Annotated in this window: 17 protein-coding genes; 12 read left to right on the forward strand and 5 right to left on the reverse strand. The window is 59.6% G+C overall.

Translation table 11 applies throughout. From position 1 onward, the window contains the following. Positions 1 to 4: 4 nt before the first annotated feature. A complete protein-coding gene (locus AAFN47_RS09920; protein ID WP_499809063.1) occupies positions 5 to 628 on the reverse strand; it encodes a TetR/AcrR family transcriptional regulator in 624 nt (207 codons plus the stop codon). Positions 629 to 884: 256 nt separating this feature from the next. Between AAFN47_RS09920 and AAFN47_RS09925 the strand changes: the two genes are divergently transcribed. Together AAFN47_RS09925 and AAFN47_RS09930 are read left to right on the forward strand one after the other, a co-directional pair. Then, positions 885 to 2,336 carry an aminomethyl transferase family protein gene (locus AAFN47_RS09925; protein ID WP_499809064.1) on the forward strand — a complete coding sequence of 484 codons (1,452 nt, stop codon included), beginning with the start codon at positions 885 to 887 and terminating at the stop codon, positions 2,334 to 2,336. 52 nt (positions 2,337 to 2,388) lie between these two features. Continuing rightward, a complete protein-coding gene (locus tag AAFN47_RS09930; protein ID WP_499809065.1) occupies positions 2,389 to 2,805 on the forward strand; it encodes an acyl-CoA thioesterase in 417 nt (138 codons plus the stop codon). Between the two features lie 3 nt (positions 2,806 to 2,808). Here AAFN47_RS09930 and AAFN47_RS09935 read toward each other — a convergent pair whose 3' ends face one another. Together AAFN47_RS09935 and AAFN47_RS09940 are read right to left on the reverse strand one after the other, a co-directional pair. Continuing rightward, entirely contained in the window at positions 2,809 to 3,345 is a 537-nt protein-coding gene (locus tag AAFN47_RS09935) for an OmpA family protein (protein ID WP_499809066.1), read from the reverse strand. A gap of 40 nt (positions 3,346 to 3,385) precedes the next feature. Further along, a complete protein-coding gene (locus tag AAFN47_RS09940; protein WP_499809067.1) occupies positions 3,386 to 4,021 on the reverse strand; it encodes a L,D-transpeptidase in 636 nt (211 codons plus the stop codon). A gap of 933 nt (positions 4,022 to 4,954) precedes the next feature. Between AAFN47_RS09940 and AAFN47_RS09945 the strand changes: the two genes are divergently transcribed. The 8 genes from AAFN47_RS09945 to AAFN47_RS09980 all read left to right on the forward strand — a co-directional run bounded on the left by AAFN47_RS09945 (position 4,955) and on the right by AAFN47_RS09980 (position 17,321). After that, the gene (locus AAFN47_RS09945) at positions 4,955 to 10,003 is read left to right on the forward strand and encodes a beta strand repeat-containing protein (protein WP_499809068.1); all 5,049 of its coding nucleotides are present in this window, start codon (positions 4,955 to 4,957) and stop codon (positions 10,001 to 10,003) included. Between the two features lie 158 nt (positions 10,004 to 10,161). Then, a complete protein-coding gene (locus AAFN47_RS09950; protein WP_499809069.1) occupies positions 10,162 to 10,752 on the forward strand; it encodes a cysteine hydrolase family protein in 591 nt (196 codons plus the stop codon). Positions 10,753 to 10,802: 50 nt separating this feature from the next. After that, entirely contained in the window at positions 10,803 to 11,549 is a 747-nt protein-coding gene (locus AAFN47_RS09955) for an SDR family NAD(P)-dependent oxidoreductase (RefSeq protein ID WP_499809070.1), read from the forward strand. Beyond that, positions 11,476 to 12,981 (forward strand): cryptochrome/photolyase family protein, encoded by a 1,506-nt coding sequence (locus AAFN47_RS09960; RefSeq protein ID WP_499809071.1) that lies wholly within the window; start codon positions 11,476 to 11,478, stop codon positions 12,979 to 12,981. The genes AAFN47_RS09955 and AAFN47_RS09960 overlap by 74 nt, the downstream gene beginning before the upstream one ends. 114 nt (positions 12,982 to 13,095) lie before the next feature. Beyond that, a complete protein-coding gene (pyrC, locus tag AAFN47_RS09965; protein ID WP_499809072.1) occupies positions 13,096 to 14,142 on the forward strand; it encodes a dihydroorotase in 1,047 nt (348 codons plus the stop codon). A 27-nt stretch (positions 14,143 to 14,169) separates the two neighbouring features. After that, positions 14,170 to 14,874: an orotate phosphoribosyltransferase gene (locus tag AAFN47_RS09970; RefSeq protein WP_220228475.1), complete on the forward strand. Its 705-nt coding sequence runs from the start codon at positions 14,170 to 14,172 to the stop codon at positions 14,872 to 14,874. 14 nt (positions 14,875 to 14,888) lie between these two features. Next, complete coding sequence (locus AAFN47_RS09975) at positions 14,889 to 16,145, forward strand: saccharopine dehydrogenase family protein (RefSeq protein ID WP_499809073.1); 1,257 nt, start codon at positions 14,889 to 14,891, stop codon at positions 16,143 to 16,145. A 3-nt stretch (positions 16,146 to 16,148) separates the two neighbouring features. Continuing rightward, positions 16,149 to 17,321 (forward strand): carboxynorspermidine decarboxylase, encoded by a 1,173-nt coding sequence (locus AAFN47_RS09980; RefSeq protein WP_499809074.1) that lies wholly within the window; start codon positions 16,149 to 16,151, stop codon positions 17,319 to 17,321. 332 nt (positions 17,322 to 17,653) lie between these two features. Here AAFN47_RS09980 and AAFN47_RS09985 read toward each other — a convergent pair whose 3' ends face one another. Then, positions 17,654 to 18,535, reverse strand: coding sequence for a LysR family transcriptional regulator (locus AAFN47_RS09985; protein WP_499809075.1), 882 nt, complete (start codon positions 18,533 to 18,535; stop codon positions 17,654 to 17,656). A 143-nt stretch (positions 18,536 to 18,678) separates the two neighbouring features. Between AAFN47_RS09985 and AAFN47_RS09990 the strand changes: the two genes are divergently transcribed. Together AAFN47_RS09990 and AAFN47_RS09995 are read left to right on the forward strand one after the other, a co-directional pair. Beyond that, positions 18,679 to 20,175 (forward strand): CoA-acylating methylmalonate-semialdehyde dehydrogenase, encoded by a 1,497-nt coding sequence (locus AAFN47_RS09990; RefSeq protein ID WP_499809076.1) that lies wholly within the window; start codon positions 18,679 to 18,681, stop codon positions 20,173 to 20,175. Between the two features lie 102 nt (positions 20,176 to 20,277). Continuing rightward, positions 20,278 to 20,847 (forward strand): contact-dependent growth inhibition system immunity protein, encoded by a 570-nt coding sequence (locus AAFN47_RS09995; protein ID WP_499809077.1) that lies wholly within the window; start codon positions 20,278 to 20,280, stop codon positions 20,845 to 20,847. A gap of 18 nt (positions 20,848 to 20,865) precedes the next feature. Here AAFN47_RS09995 and pgi read toward each other — a convergent pair whose 3' ends face one another. Further along, complete coding sequence (gene pgi / locus AAFN47_RS10000) at positions 20,866 to 22,494, reverse strand: glucose-6-phosphate isomerase (RefSeq protein WP_499809078.1); 1,629 nt, start codon at positions 22,492 to 22,494, stop codon at positions 20,866 to 20,868. Positions 22,495 to 22,515: the final 21 nt, after the last annotated feature.

A 22,515-nucleotide genomic window follows, 5' to 3' on the forward strand; every position in this document is an offset into this window, starting at 1 on the left:
TTGCCTAGTCGGCATCCGTGTTGCGGGCGCCGTTCAGCGCCAGGTCGCCAAACAGTTCGGCGATCCGGTCAAGCGGTATGGATTCACGCTCGTACCAGGTGGAGACGGCGTTCATCATCCCGAGCAGGGCGAGCGTCGTCATGCGCGGATTGAGATCGTTGCGGAACTCGCCGTTGCGGATGCCCTCGCGGATGACCCGCTCGAAAATGGCTTCGAGCCGCCGCGACATGCGGCCGACCTTGCGGCGGCTTTCCATGGGCAGCCATTTGCGTTCGTTCAGGAAGGTTCGGGTGTAATCCGCGCGATGGTCCAGCGGCGCAATATGCGCCGCAAGGAGCTGGCAGAGGCGTTTCTGCGCCGGAAGTCCGTTGCGGACGATCTCTTCAGCCTTTTCGACAAATCCCGCTGCGCCAAGGGCGCAGACCTCTTCCAGCGCCGTTTCCTTGGAATCGAAATAGTAATAGAGGCTCGCCTGCCGCATGCCGAGCAGATCGGCGATATCCTGCGTTGACGTTCCATGATAGCCGCGTTCGGCAAAGACCCGCGCCGCGGCGTCGACGATTTCGCGGCGACGCTTTCTGACGTTGCGCTGCGGAGACTTTTCGGTCTGTTTCAACTGGCGGGTCATGGCTTACTCGATCGGGGGCAGGCAGGTTCAGGATCTGTGTACACGATCGCTTCTGCCGAGGGAAACGGCCAGACGCCGCCGACATCCACGTCGCATCGGCGCATCGGCGCATGCATGGCGCTCTCCTTCCGGGGCGCCGATACGAAGGCGCTCGACATATTGCCTATTTTTCTATAGTGCAATAGAATTATCAAGACTGCAATCCGGATATGCCGGGGCATCGGCAGCGTGCAAGGCGGCAAGGGAGGAGATCGACATGGCCGGAAATGACAAACAACCGCAATCCTTGAGCGACCTGATCGAGCAGGTTCCCAATATCGTTGATCATTTGTTTCGCAATCCGCCGAAGAATGCGCTGACGATCTACACCCAGATGATGCCGGGCGACGCCGTGCGGCCGGAATTCACGACCTGGCGCGACGAGCAGCGCTCCTGGCGCGAGACGATCGCACTGCACGATCAGAGCTACCACATGCACAGCCTGCACCTGCGCGGACCCGGCGCGCTGGATCTGTGTCAGTATCTTGCCGTCAATTCCTTCAGGACATTCGAGGTCGGCGCGGCGAAGCAGCTTGTGGCCTGCTCTCCGGAAGGCCACGTCATCGGCGATGCGATCATTTATCGTCTGGAGCCGGAACACTTCATCGTCGTCGGCAACCCCTCGACCACCGACTGGGTGGAGTTCAATGCCCAGGCGCTCGGCTACGAGGTGGAATCCGAACTCGATTCGATGTGGGCGCTCAACAAGGCAAAGAAGCGCAATTTCTATCGCTATCAGGTGGAAGGACCGAACGCCTGGGATCTGCTGGGAAAACTGCATGGCGGTCCGTTGCCGGAGATAAAATTCTTCCGATCGGATATCCTTGATATCGCCGGATGCAAGGTTCGCGGCATGCGCCACACCATGGGCGGCGTTCCCGGTCTTGAGCTTTCCGGCCCCTGGGAGGATCGACAGGCCGTCAAGAAAGCGCTTGTGAGCGAGGGCAAGGACTTCGGGCTGCGGCAAATCGGGTCCATCGGCTATTTCACCACCGTAATCGAATCAGGCTGGTGGGCGGTGCCGGTTTCGGCCGTCTACACCAGCCCGGCAATGAAGCCCTACCGCGACTGGCTGAGTTCGCGGAATGCGGCGATGCGCATGTCGCTCGGCGGCAGCTTTTATTCGCCTGACATCGAAGACTATTATCTCACGCCGTTCGACCTCAATTACGGCCATCTGGTGAAGTTCGACCACGACTATGTCGGTCGGGAGGCGCTGGAAGCGATGGTCGGCAAGCCGCATCGCAAGAAGGTGACGCTGATCTGGAACGCCGAGGACGTGATGAAGGTCATGCAGAGCCAGTTCGAGACCGGCGGCCGCAATCCGCTGCCGATCACCATGCCGCTGGCGGCCGCAGCGCGCATGCACTACGACCGCGTCACCGACAAGTCTGGCAAGACGATTGGCCTCGCCACCTATCCGACCTACACCGTCAACGAGCACGCCATGATGTCTCTGGCCAGCGTCGACTCGGACTTCGCCGAACACGGAACAGAGGTCGTGCTCTACTGGGGCGAGGATGGCGGAGGGGCTCGCAGCGCCGGCAATATCGAATCGCATGAACAGGTCAAGATCCGCGCCATCGTCGCGCCGTCGCCGATCAGTCTCGCGGCGCAGTCCTATCGCAGCGAAATCGGTGTGACACGCGGTTCGCTGGAAGCCGTATAGTGTCCCGAATCGGACAGGCGCCGCCGAAGTTCGGCGAGACAAGGATCAAGCGATGCTTTCCAACACATTGACGCGGCGGATCGAATGGGGTGACTGCGATCCGGCCGGGATCGTTTTCAACCCGAATTTTTTCTCGTTCTTCGACCACGGCGTCACAATGCTCTACGAGGCGGCGGAGTTGCCGAAACATGAGATGGTGGCGCGCTACGGAATCGCCGGATGTCCGCTGGTGGCGACGAATGCGCAGTTCAAGGCGCCCTGCCGCTATGGCGACGAGATCGAAATCGTAAGCAGCATCGCCGAGATTCGCAAATCCAGTTTCGATATAATTCACGCGCTGACCAAAGACGGCGCCTTGTGCGTCGAGGTCCGGGAAACGCGCGTCTGGACCCAGAAGGATCCGGAGACGGGTAAACTCAAATCCACGCCCATACCGGCTGATGTCGTCGCCCGCTTTCGCGGAGAGTGATGTTCAACCGCCGGTGTATTGCGGCGCCGCGGCGTCGAATTCCTTGCGCAAATTGACGTTCACGCGCCGGTTCTGGGCCTTGCAGGCGATATTCGAGCAATTGCGCACCAGGCGCTCCTTGCCATAGCCCTTGGCCCACATCCTGCGCCGGTCGACGCCCTTGGAAGCCAGATAGTTCATCACGGCGTTCGCCCGCTTGTCTGACAGCGCCACATTGGCTGCGTCGGATCCTGGATCGTCCGCAAAGCCCTGCATCTTGATCAGCCATTTCGGATGGCGCACCAGCCACCGGGCCTGCAGGTCCATCGTTTCCAGCGCCACGTCGTCAAATTCTGCGGATCCGGACGCGAAATAGATGCGCCGTCCGACGGTCATGACGAAATTTTCTTCGCTGTCGGACTTGGCGTTGGCAAAGCCGACGGCCGGATCATCCGTGCTGCCGCTCAGCGGGTCGCCGAGGCTAGCAGTGGTGCAGCCGGACGCGCCGAGGCCGCCAGCCAGCAAGGCGCATGCGATCAATGCGTGAAAGATGGACTTCATGGATATTGAAACCTGCTTTTGAGTATCGGGCGACGGTGCTTCAGGCGCGGTCGGAAATATGCTCGAGCACCAGTACTGAGGTGCCGACCGGCACACGCCTGTAGAGATCGATGATGTCCTCGTTGAACATACGAATGCAGCCGGAAGAGACATCCGATCCGATCGACCAGGGTTCGGCGGTTCCGTGCAGGCGGTATCCGGTGTCGCCCTTGTCATTGTGCAGATAGAGCCCCCGCGCGCCCATCGGATTGTTTGGTCCGCCTTCCATCATCTGCGGCAGTCCGGGCTGGCGCGCGTGCATTTCCTTTGGCGGCGTCCAGGTGGGCCAGCGCTGCTTGCGCGCGACATTGGCGCGACCGAACCACTGGAAGCCTTCACGGCCCACACCGACGCCGTATCGGATCGCCGTGTTGTTTTCCCATATCCAGTACATGTAGTGATTGTTGGTGTCGATCACGACGGTGCCCTGCGGCTCGTCGGAGAAATACTTCACCATCTGGCGTTTCCAGCGGTCATCGATGGAATCGAAGTTTGTGTTCGGATAGGTGTAGCCGCCATCCGCCGTGGAGCCCTTGAAGTAGCGTGAAGAGTTCGACTGGGCTGCTGCGTGGCGAATGCCGGGGTGTGCGAGCGCCGCCGCAGCTATCGCGCCACCGAGAAAAATGCGCCTGTTCATCTAAATCCTCCTGTGCCGGAGCAATATTCCGGCGGAATTCATCCTACGGGTTCATGATTGTTAGTGATCGCTCAAATTTTGGAAAAGGTCAATGAATCGGCATGGTTTCCTTTCGAAACCGTGCTTTGGCCAGGCCGGTTGCCGCGCTGATTCGCATCCATCTTGAGTGGTGTTCGCCAGGATTGATTCACGCGCGCAGTACAGCGCCGATCACGGTTTCGTGAAGCTGGAACGCACGCATAGCGATTCCTGCGTCAAGTCTGAAATGAATCTCTGATTGTAAAAAATTCTTACGCGATGAATCATGATTAAATGTGGCATTAACCATGGTTTTTAAGAATTATATCTTCAATTTATTGATGTAATCAAGCATAAGATGGCGTATTAGTGTCGAATATTATTGCGGGAGAATTACAAAATATTCCAAAAGTCGGATGGGAATATTTTGAAATGACAAAGAGAGTAGAAAAATCGATGGATGTATTGCGAAACTCAAATTGGTCTGAGGAGAGAAAAAACAACCTTCTATTGCGCATGAAAAGTGATCTCTACTGCAGCATAGACGAAGAGATAAATGTTAAAACCTGCTTGGAATCAGTAGTTTGGTCCAATTTATCACCGTTACAGACCATACAAGAATTCGTCAGTAGGTAGATACTGTTGCAGATTCACAACTTACATCGAAAATGCAGAAAATTTTGCGTCATTTCAGTTGTTGCAAGAACTCACGAGTGTTAATCAGTCAAAGTTGTCGGGTGATATGAGTATGAATCAGCGTGATCTCATCGGGGGATCGCGCTCTATCGGGGGAGCAAGAAATTGCTGAGTCACTTTAATACGTCTTCCAATCTGAAAACTTTGCGCCGCAGGCTTGTCGCAGGCGTCTCCGTCGTAGGGTTAACGGCAGTTGCAGTTCCCGCCGGTGGGCTACTGATGTCCAGTCAGGCTCTGGCGAACAACGAATGTGGAGCGGTTGGGCCGTTCAATCCGGCGGTCGTCTCCTGCGGAACAGGGGCGCCTTATACGGGTATCCGTTATAACAATGCCGACACCGGATCCAATCCGGTCATCTTCGACTTTAACAACACCCAGTCAAACGGAGACAGCTTCGCAGCAGACGGAAGCGGCGTGTCGATATCGACCGATGCTGCAGGGCAATACGTTGATGTTTACATCAATCAGATCCAGCCGGCTGTGGCGCCGTCGATTAACGGTGGCAGTCTTAGCCTTGTGGCGCCCGGATTTTCCGTTAACACGAGCGGCGCCGACGCTGACATCTATGTGCAGATGGATGCCGGAGCCATAACAGGCGGAGTATCGGTTTTTGCTCCCGGCATGTCACTGACGACCTCGGGCGCCGGTTCGGAAATCGAGATGATCATGAATGGCGGATCGTTAGAGGGTGGTGCGTCAGCCGTTTCCTCCGGTCTTTTTGTCACCACAACCGGCGCAAATGCTCCCGTTAGTTTCACCATGAATGCTGGCAGCATCGAAGGGGGAGTTGGCGCTGAAGCAAGCGGTGTATTAATAACGACGACAAATGCAAATTCACCAATCACGGTCAATACTGCGGCTGGTACGCAAATTACCGGCGGTGATGGCGCTTCTTCCAACGGCATGACGCTGTTGACGTTGGGCGGCTCCAACATCATTGCCGAGATCAACGGAAACATCACTGCAACGGATACCAACGGCGGCGGTGATGGTATTGCCGCGGGCCTGCTTGCAGTCGGCGGCGGCGGTGACGCCAATGTCGACCTGATGGTCGGATCGACCTCTTCTATAAATGGCAGTGCGGCTGGCGTAGTGGGAATTGCCGGGGGCAACGGAACATCCAACGTCGATGTTTACGGAAGCGTCAACCAGACAAGCGCCACCGTAAGCTTCGCGCCTACACTGAACATCCCGGTGGGTGTCGCGGCAGTTACAGCGGGTACAGGTAGCGCCACAGCCACGACTTATGACGGCAGCCTGATAACCCAGGAAGGCGCTGGCGGTATCGGCCTCGCTGCAGCCGCATTCGGTTCGGGCAACGCAACCGCCACTGCCGGCGGCGACGTCGAATCGGACGGTCTTGCCGGAGTTCTCGCGTTGTCCGGTACGGGATCCGCCTCGGCAAACCTGTTCGGCGGCAATGTGCTTGGCTCCTCGACTCCGGCGCCGGTTATCGGTGTGGGCGCTGTCGTTCTCGGCGGCTCCGAGGACGCCAACATTACGGTCGGTGATGGTGTTGCTCAGAATTCTAACGTCGATGCAACCGGCGTTGGACTTCTGGGTCTGAACCTCGGTTCGGGCAACGTCAACATCAGCTCCGAAACGCCAGATCCGGATGGTGACGAGAATGTCATTAATTCGGATGGCGTCGGCGTACTGGGTCTAGCCCTTGGCGGCGGTGACACCAATATCGATACCGGTGTCGTCAATGCTGACGATGCTGGCGTCGTTGGTGTCGGCAATAACGTCACCATCAATACCGGTGAAACCAACTCCGGCGGTCTCGGCGTTGCCGGTCTTGGCGGCGGAACCGTCAACATCACAACCGGCGACACCACCTCCAACACCAACCTCGGTGGCGGTCTTGGTGGTAGCGGTGTGGTCGGCGCCTCTTTCGGCGGCGACGTGAATGTCACCACGGAAGGCAAGACCACAGTCGCCTCGACGTCGGCTGCTGACGCAGGCCTGATCGGTGTGGGCGCCCTGTCCATCGGCGGCAACGCCACGGTCACAGTCAACGGCGCCATCGATCCGCCGATCATCGGCGCTCTCTCGGTAGCCGTTGGTGCAGGCAACGCCACGACCACGGTCAACGCCATGACCCAGGCTTGGGTTCTTGGCGCCGGAGCGGTGCAGCTCGGTGGCGGAGCCGGCAATGCGGTTGTCGAAACCAATGCCGCAATCGAATCCGACTTCATCGGGGTCGGCGCTCTCAATGCCGGAGGCACTGGCGACATCGACATCGACGTCAACGAATCGGTGTCCGGTTTCAGCGGCGCCAATGTCGGCTTCAACGCGATCCAGGCGGTCAGCCTGTTTAATGATGGCGACGTCTTCGTCAACACAGGCCTCAATGGTACTCTGGCAGCCGACAATGACGGCATTCAGGTGTCCAAGCTGTTCGGCGACGGCAACGTCGAAGTCGGCGCGGAAGCCGCCATCAATGCCGGCGACGAGGGCATTGAAGTTCTCAGCCTTCTCAATGACGGCAACATCATCATCGGCACCGGAACTGCAGCTCCGATAACGGCAGGCGATGATGGTATCAGCGCACTGAAGTACTTCGGCGACGGCGATGTGACGATCGAAGCCAACTCCGCAATCGGAGCAGGCGATGACGGCATCTCCACGGTTGGCGTTCTCTCGGACGGAAACGTTTCCATCATGACCGGAGTTGATGCTCCGATCACGGCCGGAGACGACGGCATCAATACGCTGAAGCTGTTCGGCGACGGCAACGTCACTATCAATGCCGAAGCAGCCATCAATTCCGGCGATGAAGGCATCCAGACGGTTGGCGTCTTCTCCGACGGCGATGTTTCGGTAACGACTGGCGCTGCTGCGCCAATCACCGCCGGTACTGACGGTATCAGCACCTTCAAGCTGTTCGGTGACGGCAACACCAACGTCACCGCCAACAGCGCCATCAGCGCTACCTACGAAGGTATCGAAACCACCAACATCTTCTCCGATGGCGACGTCAACATCGCTACCGGCGACGGCGGCACGACCGGCGACGGTTCCGACGGCGGCGCGATCACCGCAGGCGATGACGGTATCGATATTGTCAAGGTCTTCGGCGCCGGCAATATCAATGTCGACGTGAACGCCGACATCAACGCCGGTGAAGAGGGTATCGATATCTTCCGCACGCTCAGCGGCGGCGCCGGATCGACCATCGACGTCTCGGTAGACGGTACGTCGACCGTGGTCGCCGGTGGAAACGGCATCGAGATTGACACCCCCTTCGCGCTGAACGACATCAACGTGTCAGTTGGAACCGGTTCGGAAATCCTGGCTGATGACGGCAGCGCCGTTACGATCACCAGCTTCTCGTTGCTCGGCGACAACACCGTCACCGTTACCTCCGACGGGCTGCTGCGCGGCGAAGGTTCCTTCTTCGAGCCGGTTGTCTTCATCGGCACCGATGGCGCCGCGACGGTCAACAACGGCGTCAACGGCACCATCATGAGCGATGACGGCTTCTGGGACGACAACGCCATCTCGATCCTGGCCGGAAGCGACGTGGCTGTGAACAACGCGGGTGACGTCTACGGCAACATGAACCTGATCAGCTTCGGCGGCGGGACCATGGTCGACAACTCCGGATATTGGGCTACGGAAGGCTTTAACAATATCTGGGCGTTCAACGGAGACGCCACGCTGAACAACAGCGGCATGATCGAGACGGACGGCCTGACACTGTTCTCCTTCGCTAGCGCGGGTGGCGACAGCATCGTCAACAACTCCGGAGAGATCTATGTCAACGGCCTGACCAGCTTCGGCGGTCCGCTGTTCGGCATCGACGACTTCAACAACTCCGGCCTTGTCAGCATGGTCAACGGCACGTCCGACTACGGACTGGTCACGCTCCCGGTCTATGGATCCGGTATCGGCGACATGACGATCGTGGCCGGCAACTACAACGGCATGGGTGGTGAGCTTGCGGTTGACGCTGCGCTCGGCGCTGTCGGTTCCTCGTCCTCCGACATGCTGGTCATTACCGGCGATGTCGACGGATCGACGGATGTCATCGTCAACAATGTCGGCGGCTTCGGCGCCTACAACCCGGTCGGTATCCCGGTCATCGGGGTTCTCTCCGGCAACACCGATCTCGGTGACTTCGATCTGGCTGGCGGTCCGATCGACACAGGTCTCTTCTCATACGACCTGTTCCTCGACGCACCGGCAGATCCTGCGCAGTGGACGCCGGGCTTCGCTCCGGACGCCAAGGCCTGGGTGCTGGCTTCCTACGCAGACTCCAGCGCCTACATGTTCGCTCAGGCAGCCAGCATTGCGCAGAACATGTGGCACACGACGGCCGATGGTTACCTCGACCGCTCCAGCGACCTGCGTGAGATCTACGGCTCCACGGGCACCGGTGTCTCGACGGCAAATGCCGACTTCATCGAGGCAGCGCCTCCGCCCGCAGCGCCTGCGGTCAACAACAACGGCAACGGCGTGTGGCTGCGTGGTATCGGACAGTATGCCGAAAGTGAAGGCAGCCAGTCCTTCGAAGCCTTCCCGGGTCAGTTCGTGTCCTTCGACACGGACTACAACGAGACGCTCTGGGGCATCGAGGGTGGTGTCGACCATGCCTTCCACATGAATAACGGCAGCACGCTGGTTCTTGGTCTGATGGGCGGATACGTAACCAATTCGGTTGAGTTCTCCGGTCTTGGCGATGAAGCTACCATCGACGGCGGCATGGCGGGCATCTACGCAACCTGGGTCAACGGCCCCGGCTACATCGACGCCCTGTTCAAGGCAGACTTCCTGACGGCCGACTTCTCTGTCGGTGGAGCCCCGGCTTCGACGGATATCCTGAACCTTGGTGGTCGCGTCGAAGGTGGATACCGCTTCACCAACGCCAGCGGCTACTTCATCGAGCCGGTCGCAAGCCTCGCTTACGTCAACTCCGACCTCGACGACCTGAACGTGCTCGGTACGCCTGTATCGATCAACAGCGACGACAGCCTGCGCGGCAAGATCGGTGGTCGGGTTGGCACCAGCATGTTGGTCGGTAACGGCAAGATGGATCCCTACATCAATGCCTATGTCGGCGGCGAGTTCCTGGGAGACAACTCTGCGATCATCTCCGGTCTGACGCTTCAGGACGACATCTCCGGCGTGTTCGGAGAAGTCGGAGCCGGCTTCAACTGGTATGACGCAGCCAACAGCTGGTCGGTCTACGGTCAGGCGAACTACATCTTCGCCGACGACTACTGGGCCGCAAACGGTACGATGGGTGTCCGTTACTCCTGGTAACAGTCATGCCACGCCGGACCCCGGTCCGGGACTTTCAAGGGCGCTCTTCGGAGCGCCCTTTTCTTGTTAAGCGCACGTGATAGCCTTTAAAGCCGATGCCGGCGGCTTTCGCTCGTCCGGTAGCCGTGACATGACATAAGGAATAGCGGAGGAAAAAAATGACGCCAAAGACATTGCTGGAACTGGCCGGCGCGAATCTTGAGCCGCCGAGCCTGGATCGGGCGAGCCTCGTTTTAATCGACATGCAGAACGAGTACGTGGAAGGCCCGATCGCAGTCACCGCATGCGCAGACGCTGTGAATGCGGCGGCTGTGCTTCTGGAACAAATGCGTGAGGCTGGTCGACCGATCATTCATGTCGCGCACAAGGGGCGGCCTGGAAGTCTTTTTGATCGCGAGGCTCATCGCGGTCGGTTCATCGAGGCTCTTTCTCCGCATGACGGCGAAGCCGTCGTTGAGAAGGGCTTGCCCAATGCTTTCGCGGGCGCCACGCTTGCTGACCAACTCGAAGACGCAACGAAAACCGAGCTGATACTTGTCGGCTTCATGACTCATATGTGTGTAAGCTCCACAGCGCGCGCCGCGCTGGACCTGGGCTACCGAGTGACGATTGACGCCCGCGCCTGCGCCACGCGGGATCTGCCTGACGGAAGAAGCGGCGTGATCGATGCACAGACGGTGCACGACGTCGCGCTTGCAGAACTCGCGGATCGCTTCGCCATTATCGTTCGCGACCACGATTGGCGATGATCCAGCGGCGTTGAACCAACGTAGATAGTTCGGAGAGCAACTCTGGCGTCTTGAAGGATCAGGTTATCGCGTTGCAACGGACAATCGGAAAGGCAGTCGTCTTCGGCGCGTCAGGCGCGATCGGTTCCGCCTTCGTGGAGACCGTTGCGGATCGTTATCCAAATTGCGATATCGTCGCTGTTTCACGCAGCGATGATGATGCAAGACCCCCTGTGCGCGGCCTGATCTATGATCCCGACGACGCAATTTCCGTGCGGGAAACATGCCGCGCCGTTGTAGAGCCGAACCCTCCGGATTTGGTTGTTATCGCGACGGGAATACTGCACGACGAAGGAATTGCGCCGGAGAAGAGCCTGCGCGATCTCGACTCCGCGCAGCTTCAGCGACTGTTCGCCGTGAATACAGTGCTGCCCGCGATGATTGTCAGTCATCTCTCGCCATTGATGCATCGTCAGCGTCCTTACACGATTGCCGCCCTTTCCGCGCGGGTCGGGAGCATCTCCGATAACAGGCTTGGCGGCTGGTACGCCTACCGGGCCTCCAAGGCCGCGTTGAACATGATCATTCGCACGGCGAGCATCGAGATTGCCCGGCGCAATCCGCAATCCATAATTGTCGGTCTGCATCCAGGAACCGTGAACAGCGCGTTGTCGCGGCCCTTCCAGTCGTCGGTTCCGGACGGCAAACTGTTTGCGCCGGATTTCGCCGCGGGGAAACTCCTCGATGTCTTGGAAGGTCTGGAACCGTCCGACAGCGGCGGCTGTTTCGACTGGGCCGGCAAGGAAATACCGGCGTGACGACGGAAAGGACACAATGGTCGATACGGTGATATTCTGGTTCCGGCAGGATCTGCGGCTGGCCGACAATCCGGCGCTCTGCGCCGCAGCCGAGCGCGGGTCCGTTATTCCGGTTTATGTGCTGGATCTGGAGACTGCCGGGGACTGGAGGCCCGGCGCTGCGAGCCGCGTCTGGCTGCGCCATTCGCTGAAGGCGCTGAATGCCAGTCTGAGGAACAAGCTGCGCTTGTACCGGGGCGACGCGGCGAAGATCATCCCTGAACTCGCCCGTAAGCACAACGCCGTTTCCGTGCACTGGAACCGATGCTACGAGCCTTGGCGCATCGCGAGAGACAATGCCCTCAAGGCGGATCTGCAGGAAGCGGGCGTCAATGTCGCAAGCGACAACGGATCGCTGCTGTGGGAGCCGTGGGAAGTGCTCAAGGACGATGGCGATCCGTATCGCGTCTTCACGCCATTCTACAAAAAGGGATGTCTTTCCACCGCCGCGCCGCGCAAGCCGCTCGACAAGCCGGAGCTGACGTTGGCGCAGGCGGAAGACGACGCAATGGCTGTTGCGCTGGATGAACTCGAACTCCTCCCGAAGCGTGACTGGGGCGAGGCGATGATGGAAAACTGGCAGGTCGGCGAGGATGCGGCGTTGCAGCGCCTGGAAGATTTTATCGATGACGGGCTGAGAGGCTACAAGTCGGGACGGAACTTTCCGGATCGTCACAATGTCTCGCGCCTTTCGCCCTACCTGCATTACGGCGAAATTTCTCCCAACACCGCCTGGTACGCCGTCAAGAATAGTGGCGATGGCGCCGATGTGGATAATTTCCTCAGCGAACTTGCCTGGCGGGAGTTCTCCTATTCCATGCTCTACCACTTCCCCGAACTGCCTGAGAAAAACCTGCAGGAAAAATTTGACGATTTTCCGTGGGACCAGAACGCGAAACGCCTGCGTGCCTGGCGGCGTGGACAAACAGGCGTTCCGATTGTCGACGCCGGCATGCGTGAATTGTGGCAAACCGGCTACATCCACAACCGCGTGCGAATGGTTGTGGGGTCCTTTCTGGTAAAGAACCTGCTCCTGCATTGGCGCGAGGGCGAAGCCTGGTTCTGGAATTGTCTGGTGGATGCGGATCTCGCCAACAATTCGGCGAGCTGGCAGTGGGTGGCGGGATGCGGCGCTGACGCTGCGCCCTATTTCCGTGTCTTCAATCCGGTGCTGCAGGGCCAGAAATTCGATGGCAAGGGCAATTACACGCGCCGTTGGGTGCCGGAACTCGCGGGCATGCCGGACAAGTGGCTGTTCAACCCCTGGGAGGCGCCGGAGGACGTGCTGGAAAAAGCAGGCGTGAAGCTGGGCGACGCCTATCCCGAACCGATCGTCGATCTGAAGGGCTCGCGCGAGCGCGCCCTGAAGGCTTTCAAGCAGACGAAGGGCTGAACCGCTGTCTTCGACGCAGGTTTTCACAGAAACATTCCAGCCTGGGACTTTGCTGCACTGGCCCTTGCGCGGGAATCCCTGTAATCAGGCCCGGCGACACCGACGAGGCAGCCCATGCAGCAGATCGAGATCCGCCGTCCCGACGACTGGCATCTTCACCTACGCGACGGAGCAATGTTGCAGGGCGTCCTGCCGCACACCAGCGCGCATTTCGGCCGCGCAATCATCATGCCCAATCTCGTGCCGCCAGTCGCCGATAGCGCGGCTGCAGAGGCTTATCGCGCACGCATCATGGACGCTCTGCCGGCTGGTCACCGCTTTGCCCCGCTCATGACGCTGTATCTGACCGAAACGACCGACGCCGAGGATGTCGTGTCCGCCCACGCGTCGGGCCTCATCACCGCGGTGAAGCTCTATCCGGCGGGCGCGACCACCAATTCCCAGAGCGGCGTGCGAGATATCGAGAAGGTCTATCCGGTGCTGGAGCGTATGGCCGAGGCCGGCGTGCCGCTCTGCTGCCACGGCGAGGTGACCGATCCCGCCATCGACATATTCGACCGGGAAGCCGTCTTCCTTGACCGGGTGCTCGATCCGCTGCGACAGCGCATTCCAGGCCTGAGGATCGTGCTGGAGCATGTGACCACCATCCAGGGCGTCGACTATGTGCGCGACGCGGCCGACGGCGTCGCCGGCACCATCACCACGCATCACCTGATCATCAACCGCAACGACATACTCGTCGGCGGCATCCGGCCGCATTATTACTGCCTGCCGGTCGCCAAGCGGGAGGAGCATCGGCTCGCACTGCGCGCGGCGGCTGTCTCGGGCAATCCACGCTTCTTCCTTGGCACCGATTCCGCGCCGCATGTTGACCCGGCCAAGGAATGCGGCTGCGGTTGCGCGGGCGTCTTTTCGGCGACCAATACGCTGTCCTGCCTCGCCCATGTCTTCGAAGAGGAAGAGGCGCTCGACCGGCTTGAGGCTTTCGTCTCGCTCAACGGTCCGGCCTTTTATCGGCTGCCTCCGAATGAGGAGAGGGTCAGGCTTATCCGGCGCGACGCGCCTGTCGCCTACCCGCAAAAAATCGAGACCGGCGCAGGGCCGGTCACCCTGTTCGACCCGAAAACGCCGCTTTACTGGGACGTGGAGCTGCGCCCCTGACAGTCTGGTTTTGAGAGGATTGCCCGCATGTTTTCCAATGCATTTCCCGAGGCCGAGCAGGTCTCGAAACTTGTCGCTCAGATGCTCATCGAGATCAAGGCGGTGCATTTTCGCGCCGATGAACCCTACACCTTCACCTCCGGTCTCGCGAGCCCGGTCTATATCGACTGTCGCAAGCTGATCTCCTATCCCCGCATCCGCTCCGCGATCATGGATTTCTCCGTCGCCACCATCCTGCGTGACGCAGGTTTTGAGCAATTCGACAGCGTTGCGGGCGGCGAAACCGCCGGCATACCCTTCGCCGCCTGGATTTCCGAACGTATGGGACTGCCCATGCAATATGTGCGCAAGAAACCGAAGGGTTTCGGTCGCGACGCCCGCATTGAGGGCAGCATGCCGGAAGGCAGCCGCGTCATCCTGGTCGAGGACCTGACGACCGACGGCGGAAGCAAGATCAAGTTCGCGGACGCGATCCGCGAGGCGGGCGCGACCATCGAGCACACCTTCGCCATTTTCTATTACGATATCTTTCCGGAGGCGCCGCAACGGCTGAAGGATCACGGCATGACGCTGCACTATCTCGCCACCTGGTGGGACGTGCTGGCGCTCTCGCGAGAGAAAGGCTACTTCGACGAGAAAACGCTCACCGAAGTCGAGGCCTTTCTCAATGGTCCGCTTGCCTGGTCGGCGAAGAATGGCGGCATAACCGAACTGCCGACGGACAAGGACTGAACGGAGGCGATTGAATGACGAAACCGAACCTGCTGATTATTGGAGCGGGCGGCGTAGGTCAGGTGACTGTCAACAAGGCGGCCCAGTTCCGCAACGATTTCGGAACCATCACGCTTGCCGCCAGAAACGCCGAAAAGCTGGAACGCATAGCCGGCGAAGTCCAGGACCGCTGGTCTGCGCCGGGCGAAAGGCAACTGGTTGCGACACGATCCGTTCACGCGCGCAGCGCCGACGCGGTCGCCGCATTGATCCGCGAACTCGACGCCGGCCTCGTGCTCAACGTCGCCTCGCCCTACTGCAACGCCGCAATCCTCGACGCCTGTATCAATACCGGTGTGGACTATCTCGACACTGCTCTCGGCGAGGACGAATTCGTCGAGAATATCCCGCCCAACTGGTACGAGCGCATCGAGTGGCCGCGACGCGAGAAGTTTGCAGCGCGAGGCGCCAGCGCGTTGCTCGGCATGGGATTCGATCCCGGCGTCGTCAACATCTTTTGCGCCCATGCGCGCAAACATTGCTTCGACGCCATCGCCTCCATCGACATCATCGACGTGAACGCCGGCAGCCACGGCCTTTACTTCGCCACAAATTTCGACGCCGACGTTAACCTGCGCGAGATCAAGGAAGACGTGATCACCTGGGAGAACGGCCGATGGGAAACAATACCCCACCATTCCGCTTCCATGAAGGTTGCGCTGCCTGAGGTGGGCGCCCATCGCGTCTATTCCATGGGCCATGACGAATTGCAGTCGCTGGCCGTCAACTTCCCGGACACGCCGCATATTGGCTTCTGGATGGGCTTCGGCGAACATTATCTCAAGGTCTTTGAGGTGCTCGACAATCTGGGCCTGACCTCATCGATCCCGATCGAGGTTGACGGCGTCAAGGTCGCGCCCAACCGTGTGATCAAGGCCTTGTTGCCGGATCCGGCTTCCCTTGCGGCCGGCTATACCGGCAAGATCTGCATCGGAGCCGATATCCGCGGCATGAAGGACGGCAAGGAGCGCCGGATCTTTATCTGGTCGAACTGCGATCACGAAGAAAACTTCCGCGAGGTGGGCGGCCAGTCGATTTCCTATTCGACCGGCATACCGGTCATCACGGCTGCGCGGTTGATGGCCAGCGGCGTGTGGAAACCGAAGACCATGGTCAATGTCGAAGAGCTCGATCCCGACCCCTTCCTGAAGCTGATGCCGGAGGTCGGCATCGACTGGGAAATGCAGGACTTGCCGCTCGACGGAAGCTGGCCCTGGCCGGCTGAGGTGTAATCCTTGGCGCCGCACAATTTTGCGAAGCTCGATACAGCGCGTGTTCCCACGCCTTGCCATGTGCTCGACCTCGCGCGGCTTGAACGCAATCTGCAGATCCTGAAACGGGTTGGCGAAGAGGCGGGCGTCAGCGTGCTTCTGGCCCTGAAAGCCTTTTCATGCTTTGCCGTCGCCGATCTGGTAATGAAATACCTTTCCGGAACCGCGGCAAGCGGCCTCTATGAGGCGCGGCTTGGGCGCTCGCGCTTTGGCGGAGACGTGCATGCGTATGCGCCGGGCCTCAAGGAAGCGGATATCGACGAGCTTCTGGGTTACAGCGACCACCTCATCCTGAACTCGCTCGAACAGTGGGCGCGATACCGCAGCGTTATCGAGGCGCATGGCGGCGTGGAGACCGGGATTCGCGTTAACCCAATGCACAGCGAAGTCGAAAACCCGCTCTATGACCCCTGTGCGTCCTGGTCGCGGCTGGGCGTGCCCGCCAATCAGGTAACGGCGGCCGAACTCGATGGGATCTCCGGCATCCATGTCCATGCTCTTTGCGACCATCCGTATGACGCCTTCGACCGCATGCTGTCCGCCGTCGAAGCCAAGTGCGCGCATCTTTTCGGCGCGGTGGAGTGGATCAATCTCGGCGGCGGACTCTTGATCACCGATGACGGCTTTCCACTGGATCGGTTCATCGAGAGGCTTGCGCGCTTTCGCGAACGCACGGGCCTCAAGGTCTATATCGAGCCGGGCACGGCCGTGGCGCTGCATGCAGGCGCGCTGGTGTCACAGGTCCTCGACCGTTTCGATTATGGCGCGCCGCTGGCTGTAATGGATACGTCCGCCACCTGTCACATGTCCGATGTCATAGAAGCGCCGTTCACGCCGGACGTGCTGGGCGCAGCCGCGCTTCCGCGCAATACAGCCATTGAGATGGTGGACGCGCATGTCGTCCGTCTGGGAGGTCCGACATGCCTGGCCGGAGACATTATCGGGACCTACCGTTTCGAAAAGCCGCCGGAGGTCGGTGACCGGTTGGTATTCCTTGATCTCGCCTATTACACCATGGTCAAGGCGACGACGTTCAACGGCATGCCGCTGCCGTCGCTTGCGCTCTGGGACAGCCGCACAGACGCGCTGGAGGTCGTCAAAAGTTTCGGATATGCGGATTTCGAGGGACGGCTGTAGAGCCTTTGAGGTTCAAGAATGCTGCGCTTCCGCTAAACACCGATAAATGCTGCGTTAGACTTGTGTACAGAAGCGCGCGTGGTGCAGCAATTTCTGCAAATATCGGGAGCGAAATTGCTGCGCTTTGACATTATTTATGCTGCACCCTTTTGTAGAACGCAGCATATCAATTAAATACAAAAAAACAGTTATTTATGATGTATTATGCTGCAATGCAGCATAAAAAATTCAGCAGTAATTTCGGATTTATGCTGCAGCGATATGCTGCGCAAAATGCTGCAGTCAGCCAGACGACGAAAGGTGCAGCAAAAAAATGCTGCATTGCACAAAATTCAGATGAATTGCTGCTTTTCGCGTTCTGTCTCGGCCGCAATAAAATCAACGACGGTCTTGATCCGGCGGATATTGCGCAACGACTCATGATAGACGATCCAGTAGCTGCGGTCGACGCGCAGAGCCGGCAACACGGGCGCCAGATCATCGTAGGGACGGGCGATAAACCGATGAAGGATGCCGATCCCTGCGCCCGATCGCACTGCTTTTATCTGGCCGAGAACGGCGGATATCTCGAAGTCGGATTCCCAGTTGCGCACGAAGTCGGCGCGATAGTGGAGCTGCGGCGAAAAGATCAGGTCCTCGACATATCCGACAAGGCGGTGAGTTTTCAGATCCGCAGCGGTCTTGGGCGCGCCAAATTCCTGCAGATAGGTCTTTGACGCGTAGAGTCCGAGCGCATAGTCGACGAGCTTGCGGGCGACAAGCCGCCCGGTCTGCGGACGTTCCACGGTTATGGAGATATCGGCTTCGCGGCGTGAGAGTGAAAAACTCTGGGGCACAGGTACGAGCTGGATCTTCAAACCCGGATATTGCCGTGTCAGGGCTCCGAGCCGGGGCGCCAGAAAGGAAATGCCGAAGCCGTCTGTCGCGCCAATGCGCACAATGCCGGACACTTCCGTGTCAGTGCGGCCGACCGCTGCGCGCGCCGCCAGCATTTCCGCCTCCATGCGTTCGGCGGCGTGCATGAAGGCCTCGCCCTCCTGGGTCAGGTCGCAGCCATTGGTGCGGCGTATGAGCAGTTTCGATTGCAGATCGCTTTCCAGAGCCGTGATACGCCGGCTCACCGTGGCGTGGTTCAACTCCAGGCGCCGGGAGGCCGCCAAAATCTGCCCGGTTCGCGCAACCGCGAGAAAGATACGGACATCGTCCCAATTCATTTTGCCCTTGCCTCCGCATTGCCGGCGCCTGACAATTGCGCCAACGAAGAACTATAAAATTTGCACAACAGATACGCTGGATTGCGCATTGATTTTCATAAATTAAAGCGCAAAGTGCCGGCAATCAATCAAGGAGGACTCCCATGCGCGATATTGGACATTTTATCGGCGGCAAGAATGTCGCCGGAACAAGCGGCAGGTCGGCGGATGTGCTGATGCCGATGGACGGCACAGTGCAGGGCAAGGTCGCCCTCGCAAGCAAGGAAGAGATGCGGGCGGCGGTCGAAAACGCCAAGGCGGCGCAGCCCGGTTGGGCGGCGATCAATCCGCAGCGCCGCGCCCGCGTGCTGATGAAGTTTCTCGATCTCGTCCAGCAGGAATACGATTCCCTGGCGGAACTGCTGGCCAAGGAGCACGGCAAGACCATTCCGGATGCGAAGGGCGACATCCAGCGCGGCCTCGAAGTCGTGGAGTTCTGCATTGGCGCTCCCCACCTTCTGAAGGGCGAGTTCACCGACGGCGCAGGCCCCGGCATCGACGTCTACTCCATGCGCCAGCCGCTCGGCGTCGTCGCCGGCATCACGCCGTTCAATTTCCCGGCTATGATCCCGCTCTGGAAGATCGCGCCGGCCATTTCCGCCGGCAACGCCTTCATCCTGAAGCCGTCCGAGCGCGATCCGGGCGTGCCGATGCGGATTGCTGAACTCTTCATCGAAGCCGGCTTGCCTGAGGGCATCCTCAACGTCGTCAATGGCGACAAGGAAGCCGTCGACGCCATCCTCGACGATCCGGACATCAAGGCCGTCGGTTTCGTCGGCTCGACGCCGATCGCCGAATATATCTACAGCCGTGGTTGCGCGTCCGGAAAGCGCGTCCAGTGTTTCGGCGGCGCCAAGAACCACATGATCATCATGCCGGACGCCGACATGGACCAGACCGTCGACGCTCTGATCGGCGCCGGCTACGGCTCCGCAGGCGAACGCTGCATGGCAATCTCCGTCGCGGTTCCTGTCGGCCAGCAGACCGCCGACCGCCTTGTCGAAGCTCTGATCCCGCGTGTCGAAAGCCTGAAGGTTGGCCCGTCTACGGATCCGAGCGCGGATTTCGGCCCGCTCGTCACCCAGCAGGCGCTTGACCGGGTCAAGGGCTATGTCGACCTCGGCGTCGAGGAAGGCGCGAAGCTCGTCGTCGATGGCCGCGGTTTCAAGATGCAGGGCTACGAAAACGGCTATTACATGGGCGGCTGCCTGTTCGATCATGTGAAGCCGGACATGCGCATCTACAAGGAAGAGATCTTCGGTCCTGTCCTGTCCGTCGTTCGCGCTGAGACTTATGAGGACGCGCTGAAACTGCCGACCGAGCACGAATACGGCAACGGCGTTGCGATCTTTACCCGCGACGGCGACGCCGCCCGCGACTTCGCATCGCGCGTGCAGGTCGGCATGGTCGGCGTGAACGTGCCGATCCCGGTGCCGATCGCCTACTACACCTTTGGCGGCTGGAAGGGGTCGAACTTTGGCGACCTCAACCAGCACGGCGCCGACGCCTTCCGCTTCTACACAAAGACCAAGACGATCACCTCGCGTTGGCCGTCCGGCGTGAAGGAAGGCGCGGAATTCGTCATCCCGACGATGAACTGATCGGCCGGATCAGCATTGCCCAAAACACGAACGCCTGGCGAAAGCCGGGCGTTTTTGTGTGAGTTATAGCGACGTTTGCTATAGCTCAAATATCGCCGTATTATGAGTTATAGATGCGCCAACCAGAACAAGCTTTGTCGTATCGCCATCAATTTTAGGCTGTGCTCGATACATGGCTACACTCGAACAGCTGGAAAAAGACGACTGGGGGGGGAGACCGACGCTCCCACCTGGCTTGTTCAGGAGTGTCACCGCCTGCGTCGGAAGCCGATCGAGGAATTTTCCACGGAAGATCTCCGCATCATGATCGGTCAGAACATCGGCCTGAAATACCTTGTGCCCAGGGCGCTGGAGGTCTTGCGCAAGAACCCGCTTGCCGCTGGCGATTTCTATGAAGGTGATCTACTAAGCGCCGTCATCCGATGCAAGCTCGTGCAGGATCAGCAAGCAGGCTCTGGACTTTCGGATGAGATGCGCGCGCTTTGCAGAGCGGCGCTGACTGAGCTGCCCGCACTGACGCGGTTGAACATTCTCGGCGATTACCGTCTGGAAGACTTTGGCATGAGCCCTGAATCCCTGGAAGTGGTCGTGGATCAGGCAATCGAAAGGGAATGCCGTCAGTCGCCCTGGAAGGAATTCAGGGAATTTACTGACAGACCGAAATCCGACTGATCAGTCTGTGGCGCTTACTCAACGCTGCGCCAAAACGTACCCGACCAGACCAGAGGTCGAGCTGTCGTGGCCTGCCGCGCTCTCCTTGCCTTCGACGACGGGCAGCAGCGCGGTCGCAAGCTCCTTGCCCAGTTCCACGCCCCACTGGTCGAAGGCGTTGATGCCGAAGAGCTGCGCCTCGGTGAAGACGCGATGTTCGTAGAGCGCGATCAGCCGCCCAAGCGCATACGGCGTGAGCTTTTCATAGAGGAGGGTGATCGACGGCCGATTGCCGGGAAAGACCTTGTGCGGCGCAAGTTCCGCCGCGTTCCTGTCGCCGGTCGCATCGAGCATCGCGCGGGCTTCTTCAAGCGTTCGTCCTTTCATCAGGGCTTCCGACTGGGCGAAGCAATTGGCGAGCAGCAGCGCGTGCTGATGGGCGAGATCCGGCTCGTGGCCGCGGGCGGCCGCGATAAACTCCACCGGAACGATGTCTGTCCCCTGGTGCAGCAACTGGAAGAAGGCGTGCTGGCTGTTGGTGCCGGGTTCGCCCCAGACCAGTGGTCCGGTGGTTTTGTCGACTGCAACGCCGTCGGTTTCAACGCCTTTGCCGTTCGATTCCATGTCGAGCTGCTGCAGATAGGCGGGCAGGCGGGCGAGCCTCTGGTCGTAGGGAATGATCGCGCGAGAAGGGTAGCCGCAGATAACCCGGTGATAATAGCCGAGAAGCCCGAGCATCATCGGCAAATTTTGCGTTGCCGGCGCGGCGCAGAAGTGCCGATCGAGATCATGCGCGCCTTTGAGGAACTCGATGAAGCGCTCGCGACCGATCGCAATCATCAGCGGCAGCCCGATCGCCGACCAGATGGAATAGCGGCCGCCGACGAAATCCCAGAAACCGAAAACGCGGTTCTCGCTGATGCCGAACGCGGCGACCTTTTCGAGCGCCGTGGAAACGGCGACGAAGTGATGTTGCACGGCCTCTTCACCAAGCGCGTCGGCCACCCAGCGCCGCGCCGTCGCTGCATTCGTCATGGTCTCGATTGTTGTGAAGGTCTTGGATGCGATAATGACGAGGGTGGTTTTGGGGTCGAGCGGGCCAAGCGTGTCGGCGATATGGGCGCCGTCTATATTGGAGACGAAATGCGTCTTGGGACCGTCTGCGTAAGGGGCAAGCGCCCGCGCGCACATGGCTGGTCCGAGATCCGATCCGCCGATGCCGATGTTGACGATATTGGTGATCGCCTTGCCTGCCGCACCCTTGATTGTCCCGCTACGGACCGCCTCGGCGAATTCGCCCATAGCGTCGAGCACGGCCAGAATATCCGGCATGACGTCCTGACCGTTGTCGTAAACGGCTTCGCCGGAACGGTTTCGCAGCGCAGTATGCAGTACAGCGCGGTCTTCCGTCGCGTTGATGTGCGCGCCGGAAAACATCGCGTCGCGTTTCGCCTCGATCTCGGCAGTCGCCGCAAGTTCGGCCAGCAGCGCCACTGTCTCGGCGTCAACGGCGCATTTGGAATAGTCGAGAAGCAGGTCGTCGAGGCGAATGGAAAATTGTTCAAACCGCTCAGGGTCGGCGGCGAAGGCAGCGCGTATGTCCTTCGGCGCATTTGACATGCGATGATCGCGAAGTTGTTTCACCGCCTGCTCTGGATTGCCCATCATCTGCATCCCGTCTGGAAAGGT

This window comes from Hoeflea sp. CAU 1731 (assembly GCF_039888615.1).
Classification (GTDB): domain Bacteria; phylum Pseudomonadota; class Alphaproteobacteria; order Rhizobiales; family Rhizobiaceae; genus Flavimaribacter.